The sequence below is a fragment of the Streptomyces sp. NPDC087906 genome (assembly GCF_055584925.1).
On the sequence record NZ_JBVJLC010000002.1, the window covers coordinates 703002 to 717325 of the forward strand.

General features: G+C 70.7%; 15 protein-coding genes. 7 read left to right on the forward strand and 8 right to left on the reverse strand.

Annotated features, from left to right (window positions below; genetic code table 11):
* The first annotated feature begins 12 nt into the window (after positions 1–12).
* Entirely contained in the window at positions 13–399 is a 387-nt protein-coding gene (locus ACZ63I_RS08460; RefSeq protein ID WP_469336631.1) for a hypothetical protein, read from the forward strand.
* Positions 400–519: 120 nt separating this feature from the next.
* On the opposite strand, the gene ACZ63I_RS08465 is transcribed toward ACZ63I_RS08460, so the two are convergent.
* The gene (locus tag ACZ63I_RS08465) at positions 520–1479 is read right to left on the reverse strand and encodes an ROK family protein (RefSeq protein ID WP_469336632.1); all 960 of its coding nucleotides are present in this window, start codon (positions 1477–1479) and stop codon (positions 520–522) included.
* Between the two features lie 163 nt (positions 1480–1642).
* Here ACZ63I_RS08465 and ACZ63I_RS08470 point away from each other — a divergent pair, with 163 nt between their 5' ends.
* From ACZ63I_RS08470 to ACZ63I_RS08485, 4 genes are all read left to right on the forward strand, one after another.
* The gene (locus ACZ63I_RS08470; RefSeq protein ID WP_469336633.1) at positions 1643–2686 is read left to right on the forward strand and encodes a LacI family DNA-binding transcriptional regulator; all 1044 of its coding nucleotides are present in this window, start codon (positions 1643–1645) and stop codon (positions 2684–2686) included.
* A gap of 354 nt (positions 2687–3040) precedes the next feature.
* The gene (locus tag ACZ63I_RS08475; protein WP_469336635.1) at positions 3041–4396 is read left to right on the forward strand and encodes an ABC transporter substrate-binding protein; all 1356 of its coding nucleotides are present in this window, start codon (positions 3041–3043) and stop codon (positions 4394–4396) included.
* Positions 4397–4525: 129 nt separating this feature from the next.
* On the forward strand, positions 4526–5470 hold the full coding sequence (locus ACZ63I_RS08480) for a carbohydrate ABC transporter permease (protein ID WP_469336637.1): 945 nt from the start codon (positions 4526–4528) through the stop codon (positions 5468–5470).
* Positions 5467–6387, forward strand: a complete 921-nt coding sequence (locus ACZ63I_RS08485; protein ID WP_469336639.1) for a carbohydrate ABC transporter permease — start codon at positions 5467–5469, stop codon at positions 6385–6387. Before ACZ63I_RS08480 ends, ACZ63I_RS08485 begins: the two co-directional genes overlap by 4 nt.
* A 24-nt stretch (positions 6388–6411) precedes the next feature.
* On the opposite strand, the gene ACZ63I_RS08490 is transcribed toward ACZ63I_RS08485, so the two are convergent.
* From ACZ63I_RS08490 to ACZ63I_RS08510, 5 genes are all read right to left on the reverse strand, one after another.
* On the reverse strand, positions 6412–7710 hold the full coding sequence (locus ACZ63I_RS08490) for a DUF6986 family protein (RefSeq protein WP_469336640.1): 1299 nt from the start codon (positions 7708–7710) through the stop codon (positions 6412–6414).
* A gap of 148 nt (positions 7711–7858) precedes the next feature.
* A complete protein-coding gene (locus tag ACZ63I_RS08495) occupies positions 7859–8821 on the reverse strand; it encodes an electron transfer flavoprotein subunit alpha/FixB family protein (protein ID WP_469336641.1) in 963 nt (320 codons plus the stop codon).
* 156 nt (positions 8822–8977) lie between these two features.
* Positions 8978–9763: an electron transfer flavoprotein subunit beta/FixA family protein gene (locus ACZ63I_RS08500; RefSeq protein WP_469336643.1), complete on the reverse strand. Its 786-nt coding sequence runs from the start codon at positions 9761–9763 to the stop codon at positions 8978–8980.
* 226 nt (positions 9764–9989) lie between these two features.
* Positions 9990–10496, reverse strand: coding sequence for a flavin reductase family protein (locus tag ACZ63I_RS08505; protein WP_469336645.1), 507 nt, complete (start codon positions 10494–10496; stop codon positions 9990–9992).
* Positions 10497–10585: 89 nt separating this feature from the next.
* Positions 10586–11005, reverse strand: coding sequence for a TlpA family protein disulfide reductase (locus tag ACZ63I_RS08510; RefSeq protein WP_469336647.1), 420 nt, complete (start codon positions 11003–11005; stop codon positions 10586–10588).
* Positions 11006–11080: 75 nt separating this feature from the next.
* On the opposite strand from ACZ63I_RS08510, the gene ACZ63I_RS08515 reads away from it, so the two are divergent.
* Together ACZ63I_RS08515 and ACZ63I_RS08520 are read left to right on the forward strand one after the other, a co-directional pair.
* Positions 11081–11497, forward strand: a complete 417-nt coding sequence (locus ACZ63I_RS08515) for a DUF4395 domain-containing protein (RefSeq protein WP_469336648.1) — start codon at positions 11081–11083, stop codon at positions 11495–11497.
* Positions 11498–11638: 141 nt separating this feature from the next.
* Positions 11639–12367 (forward strand): lysophospholipid acyltransferase family protein, encoded by a 729-nt coding sequence (locus ACZ63I_RS08520; RefSeq protein WP_469336650.1) that lies wholly within the window; start codon positions 11639–11641, stop codon positions 12365–12367.
* Between the two features lie 73 nt (positions 12368–12440).
* Here the strand turns inward: ACZ63I_RS08520 and ACZ63I_RS08525 are convergent, their stop codons facing one another.
* Both ACZ63I_RS08525 and ACZ63I_RS08530 read right to left on the reverse strand, forming a co-directional pair.
* A complete protein-coding gene (locus ACZ63I_RS08525) occupies positions 12441–13529 on the reverse strand; it encodes a threonine aldolase family protein (RefSeq protein ID WP_469336651.1) in 1089 nt (362 codons plus the stop codon).
* Entirely contained in the window at positions 13508–14287 is a 780-nt protein-coding gene (locus ACZ63I_RS08530) for an SDR family NAD(P)-dependent oxidoreductase (RefSeq protein ID WP_469336653.1), read from the reverse strand. Before ACZ63I_RS08530 ends, ACZ63I_RS08525 begins: the two co-directional genes overlap by 22 nt.
* Positions 14288–14324 lie beyond the last annotated feature (37 nt).

Here is a 14324-nt window from a genome sequence, read left to right on the forward strand (position 1 = left end):
CGGAGAGCATTCATGACCCTGAACCCGATCCCGCCGGCCGGTCTGCGCGGCGCGCTGACGTTCGCCCTGGCGGGCCTCGCCCTGTCCCTGACGGCCGCGCCCGCGGCGGCCGACAGCAGCGCCTGCACCCATGACTTCTCGGGCCCGCAGATCTGCATCCAGCTCCGCGGCAGCGGTGGTTCGAACGCGGTCACGGCGCTGTGGACCAATCCGCCGGACGGTCTCACCTCACGCGGCGTCACGCTGTACCAGGACGGCCGGCAGGCCGGTACGGGCACGGCGACCCGCTCGGGCCGCGCCCTCAGCCACACCTGGCCGACCCGCAACACCGGCACGGACAGCCGGCTGTGCGTCAAGTTCCGGGGCAGCGAGCGGATGGCCTGCCAGACCACCCGCTGACCGCCCGCCCCGGCGGCCCTACGGGCATCGGTGCGGCTGTCCGTACGGGCGGGCGTGGCGCAATCCGCCACCCCGGCGGCCGGGGCGGCGGCGTACGTGACGGCGGCGTCCGTGACGGGCTCAGCCCGCGACCGGCGCTGCCGTGTCGTCCCTCGCACCGAGCGAGGCCGCGGCAGCCGCGCCGACCAGCCCCGCGTCCCTGCCCGTCAGCGCGGGGGCGATGGTCAGGTCCTGGACGAAGGAGAGCGTGGCGTAGTCGCGCAGCGAGCGGCGCAGCGGCGCGAACAGCACCTCGCCCGCGTTCGCCACTCCCCCGCCGATGACCGCGATCCGGATCTCGACCAGCGTCGCCGTCGCGGCGATGCCCGCGGCCAGCGCCTTGGCGGCCCGCTCGAACGAGGCGATGGCGACCGGATGCCCGGCGCGGGCGGCGGCGGCCACGGCGGCGGCCGACGTGTCGCCGTCGGCGCCCGGCTGCCAGCCGCCCTCAAGGGCCCTGCGTGCGATGTTGGGGCCGCTGGCGATGCGCTCGACGCAGCCGCGCCCGCCGCACGGGCAGAGGTCGCCGTCCAGGTCCACGCTGATATGGCCGATGTGGCCCGAGTTGCCCGTCGGGCCCGGGTGGAGCTTCCCGCCGATGACCAGTCCGCCGCCGACACCGGTGGAGACGACCATGCACAGCGCGTCGTCGTAGCCGCGGGCCGCGCCCTGCCAGTGCTCGGCGGCCGTGATCGCGACCCCGTCGCCGACGAGCGTCACCGGCAGTCCTCCGGTCGCCCTGCTCACCCGCTCCACGAGCGGGAAGTCGCGCCATCCCGGCACGTTGACCGGGCTGACCGTACCGGTCGACGCGTCGACCGGACCCGCGCTGCCGATGCCCACAGCCGTCGCGGACGGCCAGAGCGGCGAGGCGGCGACCTCGGCCAGCACCTCTGCGACGGCGCCCATCACGGCCTCGCCGTCCTCCTGCGCGGGGGTCGGCCGCTGGGCCCGCACGAGGATCCTGCCGCTGCCGTCCACCAACGCGCCGGCGATCTTGGTACCGCCGATGTCCAGGGCGGCGACGGTGTCGGTTTGCATCGGTGTCGGATCTCCCGGGTGAAGAAGCATCTCCGCGGGTGGCGGAGGATGGGTGGACCTGTTGCTAGTCAACAGTCTCCATTCACCTGACAACGTTGTCCAGGGCCTATGCTCGTCGCCACGCCCAGACAGGGCAAACCGACCGACGACAGGACAGCGCACTGTGGCCGAGACCCCCCGTCGCCCCGAGCACCGCTACGGCAGCAGGCCCACCATGAAGGACGTGGCCGCCCGCGCGGGGGTGGGCCTCAAAACGGTCTCCCGTGTGGTGAACAGCGAGCCGGGCGTGACGCCCGACACCGAGCGCCGGGTCCAGGAGGCGATCGACGCGCTGGGCTTCCGGCGCAACGACTCGGCCCGGGTGCTGCGCAAGGGGCGCACCGCCAGTATCGGGCTGGTGCTGGAGGATCTGGCCGACCCGTTCTACGGCCCGCTGAACCGCGCGGTCGAGGAGGTGGCCCGCGCGCACGGCGCGCTGCTCATCAACGGGTCGAGCGCCGAGGACCCGGAGCGCGAGCAGGAACTGGTGCTGGCGCTGTGCGCGCGGCGGGTCGACGGGCTGATCGTGATCCCCGCGGGCCATGACCACCGCTATCTGGAGCCGGAGATCAAGGCCGGGGTCGCCACCGTCTTCGTGGACCGGCCGGCCGGCCGGATCGACGCCGACGCGATCCTCTCCGACAGCTACGGCGGCGCGCGGTCGGGCACGGCGCATCTGATCGCGCACGGCCACCGCAGGATCGGGTTCATCGGCGACCAGCCCCGGATCCACACCGCGGTCGAGCGGCTGCGCGGCTATCGCACCGCCATGGCGGACGCGGGGCTCGACATCGAGGACGAGTGGGTGTCGCTCGGCACCACCGCTCCGGACCGGGTCCACGAGGCGGTCGTCTCGATGCTCGCGGCGCCGGACCCGGTGACGGCGATCTTCACCGGCAACAACCGGGTGACGGTGACCGTGGTACGGGCGCTGGCGGAGCACCGGCGGCCGGTCGGCCTGGTGGGCTTCGACGACATCGAGCTGGCCGATCTGCTGGAGCCCGGTGTCACCGTCGTCGCGCAGGACGCGGCGACGCTGGGCCGTACGGCGGCCGAGCGGCTCTTCCAGCGGCTGGACGGCGCCGCCGACGCCCCGTCGAGAGTGGTGCTGCCGACCCGGCTCATCGCGCGCGGATCCGGCGAGATCGCTCCGCAGCCGCGGGGCTGACCCCGGAAACGGGCCCGACTCCCCGCCCGTCCGCCGCCGTTGCCGATCGTGTCGATCCCGGCCCGGCGGCGGGGCCGTGAAACGGCGCGGACCGGGTACTCTCCCACCGGCATTCGGCGACACCGCTCGGTTTCCGGATCGTTACATCCCCGTTCGCGAGCACCTTTCCTCCCCTTCGGCGGCAAAGCGCCCGCTCAGGACCCGCTTCACGGCGTCCCCGCGGTGGCGTCGAGCCGGAGGTGGCGGGATGCGCAGGGATTTTGGTGTCAGGCGATACCTTGACAGCCAAGGCGATCTTGTTGCTATCTGAGCAAGCGTGTTCGCTTCTGTTTGATCGCAGTCCTGGGAGGGCTCATGACTCAGTCTCCGACCGATGACCGGCTGCCGGCATCGTCCGTGTTCAACAGCGCACGGCGAACGGTCGATCGCCGCTCGATCCTGCGCGGCGCGCTGTTCGGAGTTGGTTCGCTGGCCGTGGCGCCGCTCCTCGCGGCGTGCGGTGGCGACGACGACTCCGGCGACTCCGGCAGCGCGACGGGCACGGTGACCTTCGGGTCCAACGCGGCGGTGCCGCAGCCGAAGGGCGCGTACCAGACGCTCTTCAACTCGGCGAAGTCGGCGACCGGGCTGACCGTCAAGCCCAACTGGGTCGACCACAACACCTTCCAGCAGAACATCTCGACGTATCTGCAGGGCAACCCGGACGACGTGTTCAACTGGTTCGCCGGTGAGCGCATGCAGTTCTTCGCCGGCCAGGGCCTGGTCAGCGACGTGGACGACGTGTGGAAGAAGATCGGCCCCAACTACACCGACGCCATGAAGGCGCAGAGCAAGGGGGAGGACGGCCACTACTACCTGGTGCCGTTCGACTACTACCCCTGGGCGGTCTTCTACAGCAAGTCCCTGTTCAAGTCGAAGGGTTACGAGCCGCCCACCACGTGGGACGAGTACATAGCCCTGGCCAAGAAGATCAAGGGCGACGGGCTCATCCCGATCGCGTTCACCAACAAGGACGGCTGGCCGTCCATGGGTACGTTCGACTACCTCAACATGCGCATCAACGGGTTCCAGTTCCACATCGACCTGATGCGCAAGGGCGAGGACTGGAACTCCCCCAAGGTCAAGGCCGTGTTCGACCAGTGGCGCGAGCTGATCCCTTACTACTCACCGGGGTTCGCGGGTCTCACCTGGCAGGAGGGCGCCCAGCAGATCCTGAACCAGAAGGCCGGCATGATGGTGCTCGGCCTGGACCAGATCGGCACGATCTTCACCGGCGCCAAGGCCGACGACCTGGGCTTCTTCCCGTTCCCCGAGATCGACCCGGCCAACGGCCAGGACGCGGTCGAGGCGCCGATCGACGGGATGATGGTCTCCAAGTCGCCCAAGAACAAGGCCGGTGCCAACAAGCTGCTGGAGTACCTGGGCACGGCCAAGGCCCAGCAGGTGTGGCTCGGTACCAACCCCGCCGACATCGCGACGGCGACCGGTGTGGACGAGTCCAAGTACACGGCCCCGCAGAAGGAGGCCACGAAGCTGATCCAGGGTGCGAAGAACCTCTCGCAGTTCATGGACCGCGACACCCGGCCCGACTTCGCCGACCCGGTGATGCTGCCCGCCATCCAGAGCTTCTTCAACAAGCCCGGTGATGTGTCGGGGATCCTCTCGAACGTCGACAAGCAGGCCAAGTCCATCTGGGCGGCGGGGAGCTGACAGGATTCAGCGGCGCCGGGCCCAGGGCCTTTCGCCTGATCCAGACGAAAGGCCCTTCGGGGCCGGCGCGCCGTGTCCGGTGACACGGTTCGGCACAACGGGCCAGAGTGTGACGACAGCGAGGAACGCATGACTGCAATGGAAGGCGCGGCGCGGTCCGCGCCCCCGGTGGCGAAGCGACGAAAGCTGAGGCAGCTCAGCATCAGGGACCGGGTGGTCCTGAGCCTGATGGCCGGGATACCGACGCTGCTGACCGTGGGCCTGGTCTGGGTCCCCGCGCTGGCGTCCGTCGTCCTCTCCTTCTCCTCCTGGACCGGGTTCGGTGACTTCTCCACCATCCAGTGGGTCGGCACGGAGAACTACAAGAACATCTTCGAGATCTATCCGCCGTTCCAGCCGGCCATCGAGCACAACCTGATCTGGCTGGCGGTCTTCTTCTGCGTACCGGCCCCCTTCGGGCTCTTCCTCGCCGTCCAGTTGGACAAGCAGATCCGGTTCTCCCGGATCTACCAGAGTGTGCTGTTCCTGCCGGTGGTGCTCTCGCTGGCGCTCGTCGGCTTCATGACCGAGCTGATCTTCTCGCCGACCCAGGGCCTGATCAACAACCTGACGGGGCACGCGGAGCACAACGTCGTCGACTGGCTGGGCAATCCGTCCCTGAACATCTGGGCGGTCATGGTGATGGCCTGCTGGCGGCAGGCCGGTTACGTGATGATCCTGTTCCTGGCCGGGCTGAAGAGCGTCGACCCCTCGCAGAAGGAGGCGGCGGCCCTGGACGGCGCGGGCGGCTGGCAGACCTTCCGGCACGTGGTCTGGCCCGCGATGCGGCCGATCAACATCGTCGTGCTGGTGATCACGGTCATCGAGTCGCTGCGCGCCTTCGACATCGTCTATGTCATCAACAAGGGCACCAACGGTCTTGAGTTGCTGTCCGTCCTGGTCACCAACAACATCATCGGCGCGGGCAGCCGCATCGGATTCGGTTCCGCGCTGGCCACCATCCTGCTGGTGATCTCGATGATCTTCATCGTGCCGTATCTGATCAGCATGTTCCGGAAGGACGAGCGAGCATGACCGCGACGACCACCGAGCTTCCCCGGCGGATCGCCACCTCGCCCGTGGCCGGCGGCGTGCGGCCGTCCCAGACCAGGCGCGTCCTGCTGCACACCTTCCTCGTCATCACCTGCCTGATCTGGATCGCCCCGCTGATCTACGCGCTGTACACGGCGCTGCGGCCGTACGAGGACACCCAGCGGCTGGGGTACGTGTCGGTCGGCGGCCACTACAACCTGCACAACTTCACCTCCGCCTGGCAGCAGGCCGAACTGCCGCACTACTTCTGGAACTCGGCGCTCATCACGGTGCCCGCGCTGATCATCACGCTGCTGCTGTCGAGCATGGTCGCCTTCGTGGTGGCGCGGTTCAGGTTCCGGATCAACATCGCCCTGCTGGTGCTCTTCACAGCGGGCAACCTGCTGCCGCAGCAGGCGCTGATCACCCCGCTGTTCAAGATCTACCAGTTGGTCGAACTGCCGAGCTGGATGGCCGAGTCGGGGAAGCTCAACGACTCCTTCCTCGGCATCATCCTGATCCACATCGCCTTCCAGACCGGCTTCTGCACCTTCGTGCTCTCCAACTACATGCGCACGATCCCGGGCGAGCTGGGTGAGGCGGCGCTGGTCGACGGCGCCTCCGCCTGGCGGCAGTACTGGCAGATCGTCATGCCGCTGTGCCGGCCGGTGCTGGCGGCCCTCGCGACGCTCGAATTCACCTGGATCTACAACGACTTCTTCTGGGCGACGGTGCTGATGCAGACCGGCAGCAACCGGCCGATCACCGCGGCGCTGAACAACCTCACGGGGCAGTTCTTCGTCAACAACAACCTGATCGCGGCCGCCGCGCTGATCGTCGCCGTCCCGACCCTGGTGGTGTTCTTCGCCCTCCAGAAGCAGTTCGTCTCCGGGCTGACCCTGGGCTCCAGCAAGGGCTGACGGCCGGAGCCGCGCGCGAGGACCTTACGGAGCCGTGACCGTGAGGGCTCCGCGCCGGGGTACGGCGAAGGCCTCCAGGTCGCCGCGGGTCAGCCCGGTCAGTACGGCGACCTCGTCGTCGTCGAGCGCACCGCAGTCCAGACCGCGCAGCAGATACCCGCTGAGCGCCTTCGCCGTCGCCGGCTCGTCCATCACGTCGCCGCCCGTCCTGGCGGCGTACGCGGCGAGCCGGCCGGCGGCGGCCGCCATACCCTCGCGGTAGAAGGCGTAGACGGCCGCGTAACGCGTCGGCAGATGCCCGGGGTGCATGTCCCAGCCCTGGTAGTACGCGCGCGCCAGAGCGCGCCGGGTGAGCCCGTAGTGCAGCCGCCACGCCTCGTGCACCTGGGCGGTCGGGCCGACCGGCAGCACGTTGGTCGAGCCGTCGGAGACCCGTACGCCGGTGCCGGCTGCGGCGACCTGCATGACGGCCTTGGCGTGGTCGGCCGCCGGGTGGTCGCTCGACTGGTAGGCGGCGCTGACGCCGACGCAGGCGCTGTAGTCGAAGGTGCCGTAGTGCAGTCCGGTGGCCCGGCCGCCGGCCGCCTCGATCATGCGGGCCACGGTCGCCGTGCCGTCGGCGGCCAGGATGGACTGGCTGGTCTCGATCTGGATCTCGAAGCCGATCCGGCCGGGCGCGAGACCGCGCGCCTCCTCGAAGGCGGCCAGCAGCCGCGCCATCGCCGCGACCTGCTCGGCGTAGGTGACCTTGGGCAGGGTCAGCACGAGCCCTTCGGGCAGAGCGCCGGACGCCAGCAGCCCGGTGAGGAAGACGTCGAGGGTGCGGATGCCGCGCTCCCGTACGGGCGCCTCCAGGCACTTGGGCCTGATGCCCAGGTACGGCGGCGCCGTGCCGTTCGCGTACGCCTCCTGGACGAGCCGGGCGGCGCGGGCCGCCGCCGCGTCCTCCTCGGCGTCCGGGCGCGGCCCGTAGCCGTCCTCGAAGTCGATGCGCAGGTCTTCGACCGGCTCGCGCGCCAGCTTGGCCCGTACGCGCTCGTGGACGGGCCCGGCGAGTTCGTCGGAGAGGCCGAGGACCTTCGCCAGCGACGCGGCGTCCGGGGCGTGTTCGTCGAGGGCGGCGAGCGCCTGGTCGCCCCAGGAGCGCACGGTGCCCGCTTCGAACACGTCGGCGGGCACGTAGACGGTGTGGACGGGCTGGCGGGTGCCGGGGTCGCCCGGGTAGCGGCGGGCGAGTTCGGCGTCGACCGGTGCGAGTGAGGCGCTGATCTCCGCGCTGACCGCGCCGGCGATGCTCGTGGCCACCTTCTCCTGCTGCCCCATGGACACACCCTCCCGGTTGCACTGATTCAACATTCTGTTGAACGACGGTATGTGGCACCCCGGGCCACGTCAATGGCGGCCGGAAACGCGGCGGGGCCGCGCGGTGGAGTGCACCGCGCGGCCCCGTGGCCCGTTCCGACGTGGCGGGTCAGCCCTTGCGGGTCTTGACCTCTTCGGTCAACTGCGGCACGACCTCGAAGAGGTCGCCGACGACGCCGTAGTCCACGAGGTCGAAGATCGGCGCCTCGGCGTCCTTGTTGATCGCGACGATCGTCTTCGACGTCTGCATACCGGCGCGGTGCTGGATGGCGCCGGAGATGCCGGAGGCGACGTAGAGCTGCGGGGAGACCGACTTGCCGGTCTGGCCCACCTGGTTGGAGTGCGGGTACCAGCCGGCGTCGACGGCGGCGCGCGAGGCGCCGACGGCCGCGCCGAGCGAGTCGGCGAGCGCCTCGATGACGGCGAAGTTCTCCGCGCCGTTGACCCCGCGGCCGCCGGAGACCACGATCGCGGCCTCGGTCAGCTCCGGGCGGCCCGACGACTCGCGCGGGGTGCGGGAGACGACCTTGGTACCGGTCGCCGCGGCGCCGAAGGAGACCGAGAGGGCCTCGACGGTCCCCGCGGCGGCGGCGGGCTCGACCGGCGCCGAGTTGGGCTTCACGGTGATGACGGGCGTGCCCGTGGAGACCCGGGTCTTGGTGGTGAAGGCGGCGGCGAACGCGGACTGCGTGGCCACCGGGCCGCCGTCGCCGGCCTCCAGGTCGACCGCGTCGGTGATCAGACCCGAGCCGATGCGCACGGCGAGCCGGGCGGCGATCTCCTTGGCCTCGGCCGACGAGGGCAGCAGCACGGCGGCGGGCGACACGGCGTCGTACGCGGCCTGCAGCGCGTCGACCTTCGGCACGACGAGGTAGTCGGCGAACTCGGGGGCGTCGGCGGTGAGTACCTTCACCGCGCCGTGCTCGGCGAGCGCGGCCGCCGTGTCCGCCGCTCCCGCGCCGAGCGCGACGGCGACGGGCTCGCCGATCCGGCGGGCCAGCGTCAGCAGTTCCAGGGTGGGCTTGCGGACGGCACCGTCCACATGGTCGACATAGACGAGAACTTCAGCCATTGCTACTCCTGCGCGAGATGTCCGGACTCGGTCCGGGAGGGCGGTCCGACCGCGAGGGCCGGGTGTGGCGGAGTCGTTCGGAGCCGGCGGCGGCGGTCATTGCATGCAATTCGCATGCGATTGCCCGCTCGCTTCGGCCGGGACTCCCGAAGCAGCTCAGATGAACTTCTGGCTCACCAGGAACTCCGCGAGCTGCTTGCCGCCGTCGCCCTCGTCCTTGACGATCGTGCCCGCCGTACGGGCCGGGCGCTGCGCCGCCGAGTCGACAGCGGTCCAGGAGCCGGCCAGCCCCACCGTGTCGGCCTCGATGTCCAGGTCTTCCAGGTCCAGCGTCTCCACCGGCTTCTTCTTCGCGGCCATGATGCCCTTGAAGGAGGGGTAGCGCGCCTCGCCCGACTGGTCGGTCACGGACACGACGGCCGGCAGCGACGCTTCGAGCTGCTCGCTCGCCGCGTCGCCGTCGCGGCGGCCCTTGACCGTGCCGCCCTCGACGGAGATCTCGGAGAGCAGCGTGACCTGCGGGACGCCGAGCCGCTCGGAGAGCATCGCGGGCAGCACGCCCATCGTGCCGTCGGTGGAGGCCATGCCGCAGACGACCAGGTCGTATCCGGTCTTCTCGATGGCCTTGGCGAGCACCAGCGACGTACCGAGGACGTCGGTGCCGTGCAGTCCGTCGTCCTCGACATGGACGGCCTTGTCGGCGCCCATGGACAGCGCCTTGCGCAGCGCGTCCCTGGCGTCCTCGGGTCCGACCGTCAGGACGGTGACCTCCGCGTCGTCGGCGGAGTCGGCGATCTGCAGCGCCTGCTCCACCGCGTACTCGTCGAGTTCCGACAGCAGACCGTCGACATCGTCCCTGTCGACGGTCAGGTCATCGGCGAAGTGCCGGTCGCCGGTGGCGTCGGGCACGTACTTCACACAGACAACGATCCTCAAGCTCACGCCGGCTCTCCTACTACGTCGTCATTTCCGGGCTGCCTCATTGCATACAGCATAGGTGCCCCAGGGGGCGGCCGGTCAGGGAGACCGGCGCACCGGCAACATTATTACTCGTCAGTAATTCCATCCTTGTGTACCTCGTGCCCAGTAAGCAAGCGCTCATAACTGTGACCTTGCCAACGGGTTGCCGCAAGCACGAACGCCCTGGCGCGCCGGTCTGGCGCGCAGGTCAGTCACGCAGGGCGTTGAACCGCCCCTGGTGGTACAGCAGCGGCCGTCCGGAACCCGCCGGATCGCCCACGACCGCCTGGGCCACGACGATGCGGTGGTCGGCGGCGGGTATCCGCGCGACGACCCGGCAGACCAGCCAGGCCAGTACGCCGTCGAGCACCGGCACGCCCTCGGGTCCGGTACGCCAGGAGGTGGGCGGGGCGAAGCGGTCGGCGCCGCTGCGGGCGAAGGTGGCGGCCAGCGCGTCCTGGTGCTCGCCGAGTATGTGGACCCCGACATGGTCGGCCCGCGCGATCACCGGCCAACTGGAGGAGCCGGTGCCGACGCCGAAGGAGACCAGCGGCGGTTCGGCGGCGACGGAGTTGAGCGAGGTGGCGGTGAAGCCGACCGGGCTCTCGCCGGCGGCGGTGATGACGGCCACGCCGGCCGCGTGCTGCCGGAAGACGGAGCGGAGCAGATCGGCCGAGGCGAGCCGGGGAGTGCCAGCGCCGTGCGTCGCCGTCATCGAGCCGTCCTTCTGGGAGGGGTTACGAACGGGTCCGTGAACCCCTGCTCAGCGTGACGAGGCGGGCCGGGCGCAGTCAAGTGCGCACCTCACACCGCCGCGCCGAGCGCCGCGATCACGTCCACCTTGCGCGGCTGCCCGGCGGCGCGCCGGACAATCCGCCCGGTGGCGTCGAGCACGAGCACCGTGGGGGTCTTCATGATGCCCAGCTCGCGGACGAGTTCGAGCCGCTGCTCGGCGTCGATCTCCACATGGGAGACGCCGTCGACCAGCTCGGCCACCTCGGTGAGGGTGCGTCTGGTCGCCCGGCAGGGCTGGCAGAAGGCGCTGGAGAACTGCACGAGCGTGGCCCGCGCCCCCAGCTCGGCGCCCAGGTCGCCGGAGTCGAGCCGCCGCTCGCCGTCGTCACCGCGCACCTTCAGCCTCCCGTCGGCACGGCGGTGCAGCAGCCCGAACACGCTCGCGGCCACGAGCACGGCGGCACACACCACGAGCCCAGTCGTCGTCATGGACCGGTTCAGCGTTCACAGAACCGCAAAATATTCCCCGGCCGCCGAACGCCCGGGGTAGGCGATGCTGGTGGGATGGACATCGACATCAGAGGGCCCCGCTTCGGAGCGGCCGTCACGACGCTCGTACTCGCCGTGGTCCTCGTCACCGGCAGCGGCTGGCTGCTGGTCTGGCAGACCCTGTGCTTCGCCCTCGGCGCCGCCGCCGGTGTGCCGCGCTCGCCGTACGGCTGGCTGTTCCGCACCGTCGTACGCCCGCGGCTCGGCCCCGCCAGGGAGTTCGAGTCGCCCGCTCCCCCGCGCTTCGCGCAGGCCGTCGGGTTCGCCTTCGCCGCGGTCGGTCTCGTCGGCTACTTCTGGGGTCCGCAGTGGCTCGCCCTCGCGGCCACCGGCTGCGCCCTGGCGGCCGCCTTCCTCAACGCGGCCTTCGCCTACTGCCTGGGCTGCGAGATGTACCTGCTGTTCCGGCGGACGGCACCGGGCCTGCGGTGACGTGACGAGAATCTCGCCTGACGCGCACAAGAGGACTGGCCACGGCGGCGTGTATGGGGCACCATCGGCCCAATGCCGAAAACCTACGGCTGCGTAACTTCCGCTGGGAGAACCTCCCCGGAACAGAAGGGTCCTCCCCAGATGGCAGAGCTCGTCTATCGGCCGGTCATCGGCGTCGCCCGTACGTGGTTCAAGGCGCTCGACCTGAAGATCGACACCCAGGGGACCGAGAACATTCCGCGTACCGGCGGGGCCGTCCTGGTCAGCAACCACATCAGCTATCTGGACTTCATCTTCGCCGGCGTCACCTCGCTCCCCCAGAAGCGCCTCGTCCGCTTCATGGCGAAGGAATCGGTCTTCCGGCACCGGATCTCCGGTCCGCTGATGCGCGGGATGAAGCACATCCCCGTGGACCGCAAGGAAGGCGAGAAGGCGTACGCCGACGCGCTGCGTTCGCTGCGGTCCGGGGAGATCGTCGGGGTCTTCCCCGAGGCGACGATCTCGCCGTCGTTCACGCTCAAGAGCTTCAAGTCGGGCGCGGCGCGCCTCGCGCAGGAGGCCGGCGTGCCGCTGATCCCGATGGCGCTGTGGGGCACCCAGCGGCTGTGGACCAAGGGCAGGCCGCGCAACTTCCGGCGCAACCACATCCCGGTGACGATCCGGGTCGGCGAGCGCGTCGAGGCACCGGCCGACCAGTACGCGGGCGCCATCACCCGGCGGCTGCGCGAGCGCGTGCAGGAGCTGCTGGAAGCGGCGCAGCGCGCCTATCCGGTCCGCCCGAGGGACGCGTCGGACACCTGGTGGGTGCCCGCGCATCTGGGCGGTACGGCGCCGACGGCGGCCGAGGCCCGCGAGGCCGAGCAGAACTGACGCGTCCGGGCGCGCCGACGCCTGCGCGCCGCACTCCGAGGAGTGCGGCGCGCGGGCGACAGACCCTGGCGCGCTAGCGCGCCATCTCTTCCTTGAGCGCCTGGACGAAGCTGTCGATGTCGTCCTCCGTGGTGTCGAAGGCGCACATCCAGCGGACGTCGCCCGCCGCCTCGTCCCAGAAGTAGAACCGGAAGCGCTGCTGCAACCGGACGCTGACGTCGTGCGGCAGCCGGGCGAAGACGCCGTTGGCCTGGACGGGATACAGCAGCTCGACGCCGGGCACGTCCCGTACCCCGGCGGCCAGCCGCTGCGCCATCTCGTTGCTGTGCCGGGCGTTGCGCAGCCACAGGTCGCCCGCGAGCAGTGCCTCCAGTTGTACGGAGACGAAGCGCATCTTGGACGCCAGTTGCATGGACAGCTTGCGCAGGTACTTCATCGCGTGCGCCGACTCCGGGTCGAGGACCACGACGGCCTCGCCGAAGAGCATGCCGTTCTTGGTGCCCCCGAAGGAGACGATGTCCACGCCGACGGCGTTGGTGAAGGCCCGCATCGGTACGTCGAGCGAGGCGGCGGCGTTGGCTATGCGGGCGCCGTCCAGATGGACCTTCATGCCGAGCCCGTGGGCGTGTTCGCAGATGGCCCTGATCTCGGCCGGTGTGTAGAGCGTCCCCAGCTCGGTGCTCTGGGTGATCGAGACGACCTGCGGCCTGGCCCGGTGCTCGTCGTCCCAGCCGAACGCCTGCCGGTCGATCAGCTCGGGGGTGAGCTTGCCGTCCGGGGTCGGTACGGTCAGCAGCTTGAGCCCGGCGACCTTCTCGGGCGCGGCGCACTCGTCGGTGTTGATGTGCGCCGACTCGGCGCACACCACAGCGCCCCAGCGGTCGGTGACCGCCTGGAGTGCGACGACGTTCGATCCCGTGCCGTTGAAGACGGGGTACGCCTCGGCCGTCGGGCCGAAGTGGCTGTGCATGACGCGCTGGAGGTGGCCGGTGTAGTCGTCCTCGCCGTACGAGACCTGATGGCCGCCGTTGGCGAGGGCCAGGGCCGCCAGGATCTCGGGGTGGGCTCCCGCGTAGTTGTCGCTTGCGAAGCCGCGCGACGCGGGGTCGTGGTGGCGGCGGGCGTCCGTCGCTGCGGACCTCACGGCTTGGGAGTCAGCCACAGGCGGGTTCCATTCACTTCCCTGGCGGGCCGGTCCCAGACACCGGCGACGGCGTCTGCCAGGTCGGTGGCGTCGGTGAAGCCCGCGAACTTCGCGTCCGGGCGCTCGGCGCGCATCGCGTCGTGCACCAGTGCCTTGATCACCAGGATCGCAGCAGCGGTGCGCGGGCCTTCCTCGCCCCCCGCCTTGCGGAAGGAGTCGGCCAGGGCCAGCGTCCACGCCTCGGCCGCCGCCTTCGCGGCGGCGTAGGCGGCGTTGCCCGCCGTCGGCTTGCTCGCGCCGGCCGCGCTGATCAGCAGGAACCTGCCGCGGTCGCTGCGCAGCAGGGCGTCGTGGAAGGCCAGGGAGGTGTGCTGGACCGTTCGGATCAGCAGCTTCTCCAGCAGGTCCCAGTCGGCCAGGTCGGTCCCGGTGAAGGAGCGCCCGCCGCGCCAGCCGCCGACGAGGTGGACCAGGCCGTCGATCCGGCCGTGCTCCTCCTCGACGCGGGCGGCCCACGCCTTGGTGGCGTCAAGGTCGAGCAGGTCGACGGTGGCCCCGGTGACGCTCGCCCCGCCGTGCTTCGCGCGGGTCGCCTCGACGGCCTCGGCCAGCCGTACGGGGTCGGCGTCGGCGCCGACGACGGTCGCGCCCGCCCCCGCGAGGCGCAGCAGCGCCGCCTGTCCTGCCGGTCCCGCCGCTCCGGCCACGGCGATCACGGCGCCGTCGAGTCCGCCGGCCACCTCGCCGGTTCCGTCCGTGGTCGTGGTCGTCGTCATCCGTACAGCCTCCCGCTCGTCATGCGCAGCCCCGCTC

Bases quoted from the DNA above. Each gene is read 5' to 3' on its own strand.
- ACZ63I_RS08460 (WP_469336631.1), top strand. From the start codon at position 13: ATGACCCTGAACCCGATCCCGCCGGCCGGTCTGCGCGGCGCGCTGACG.
- ACZ63I_RS08465 (WP_469336632.1), bottom strand. From the start codon at position 1,479: ATGCAAACCGACACCGTCGCCGCCCTGGACATCGGCGGTACCAAGATC.
- ACZ63I_RS08475 (WP_469336635.1), top strand. From the start codon at position 3,041: ATGACTCAGTCTCCGACCGATGACCGGCTGCCGGCATCGTCCGTGTTC.
- ACZ63I_RS08480 (WP_469336637.1), top strand. From the start codon at position 4,526: ATGACTGCAATGGAAGGCGCGGCGCGGTCCGCGCCCCCGGTGGCGAAG.
- ACZ63I_RS08485 (WP_469336639.1), top strand. From the start codon at position 5,467: ATGACCGCGACGACCACCGAGCTTCCCCGGCGGATCGCCACCTCGCCC.
- ACZ63I_RS08490 (WP_469336640.1), bottom strand. From the start codon at position 7,710: ATGGGGCAGCAGGAGAAGGTGGCCACGAGCATCGCCGGCGCGGTCAGC.
- ACZ63I_RS08495 (WP_469336641.1), bottom strand. From the start codon at position 8,821: ATGGCTGAAGTTCTCGTCTATGTCGACCATGTGGACGGTGCCGTCCGC.
- ACZ63I_RS08505 (WP_469336645.1), bottom strand. From the start codon at position 10,496: ATGACGGCGACGCACGGCGCTGGCACTCCCCGGCTCGCCTCGGCCGAT.
- ACZ63I_RS08510 (WP_469336647.1), bottom strand. From the start codon at position 11,005: ATGACGACGACTGGGCTCGTGGTGTGTGCCGCCGTGCTCGTGGCCGCG.
- ACZ63I_RS08515 (WP_469336648.1), top strand. From the start codon at position 11,081: ATGGACATCGACATCAGAGGGCCCCGCTTCGGAGCGGCCGTCACGACG.
- ACZ63I_RS08520 (WP_469336650.1), top strand. From the start codon at position 11,639: ATGGCAGAGCTCGTCTATCGGCCGGTCATCGGCGTCGCCCGTACGTGG.
- ACZ63I_RS08530 (WP_469336653.1), bottom strand. From the start codon at position 14,287: ATGACGACGACCACGACCACGGACGGAACCGGCGAGGTGGCCGGCGGA.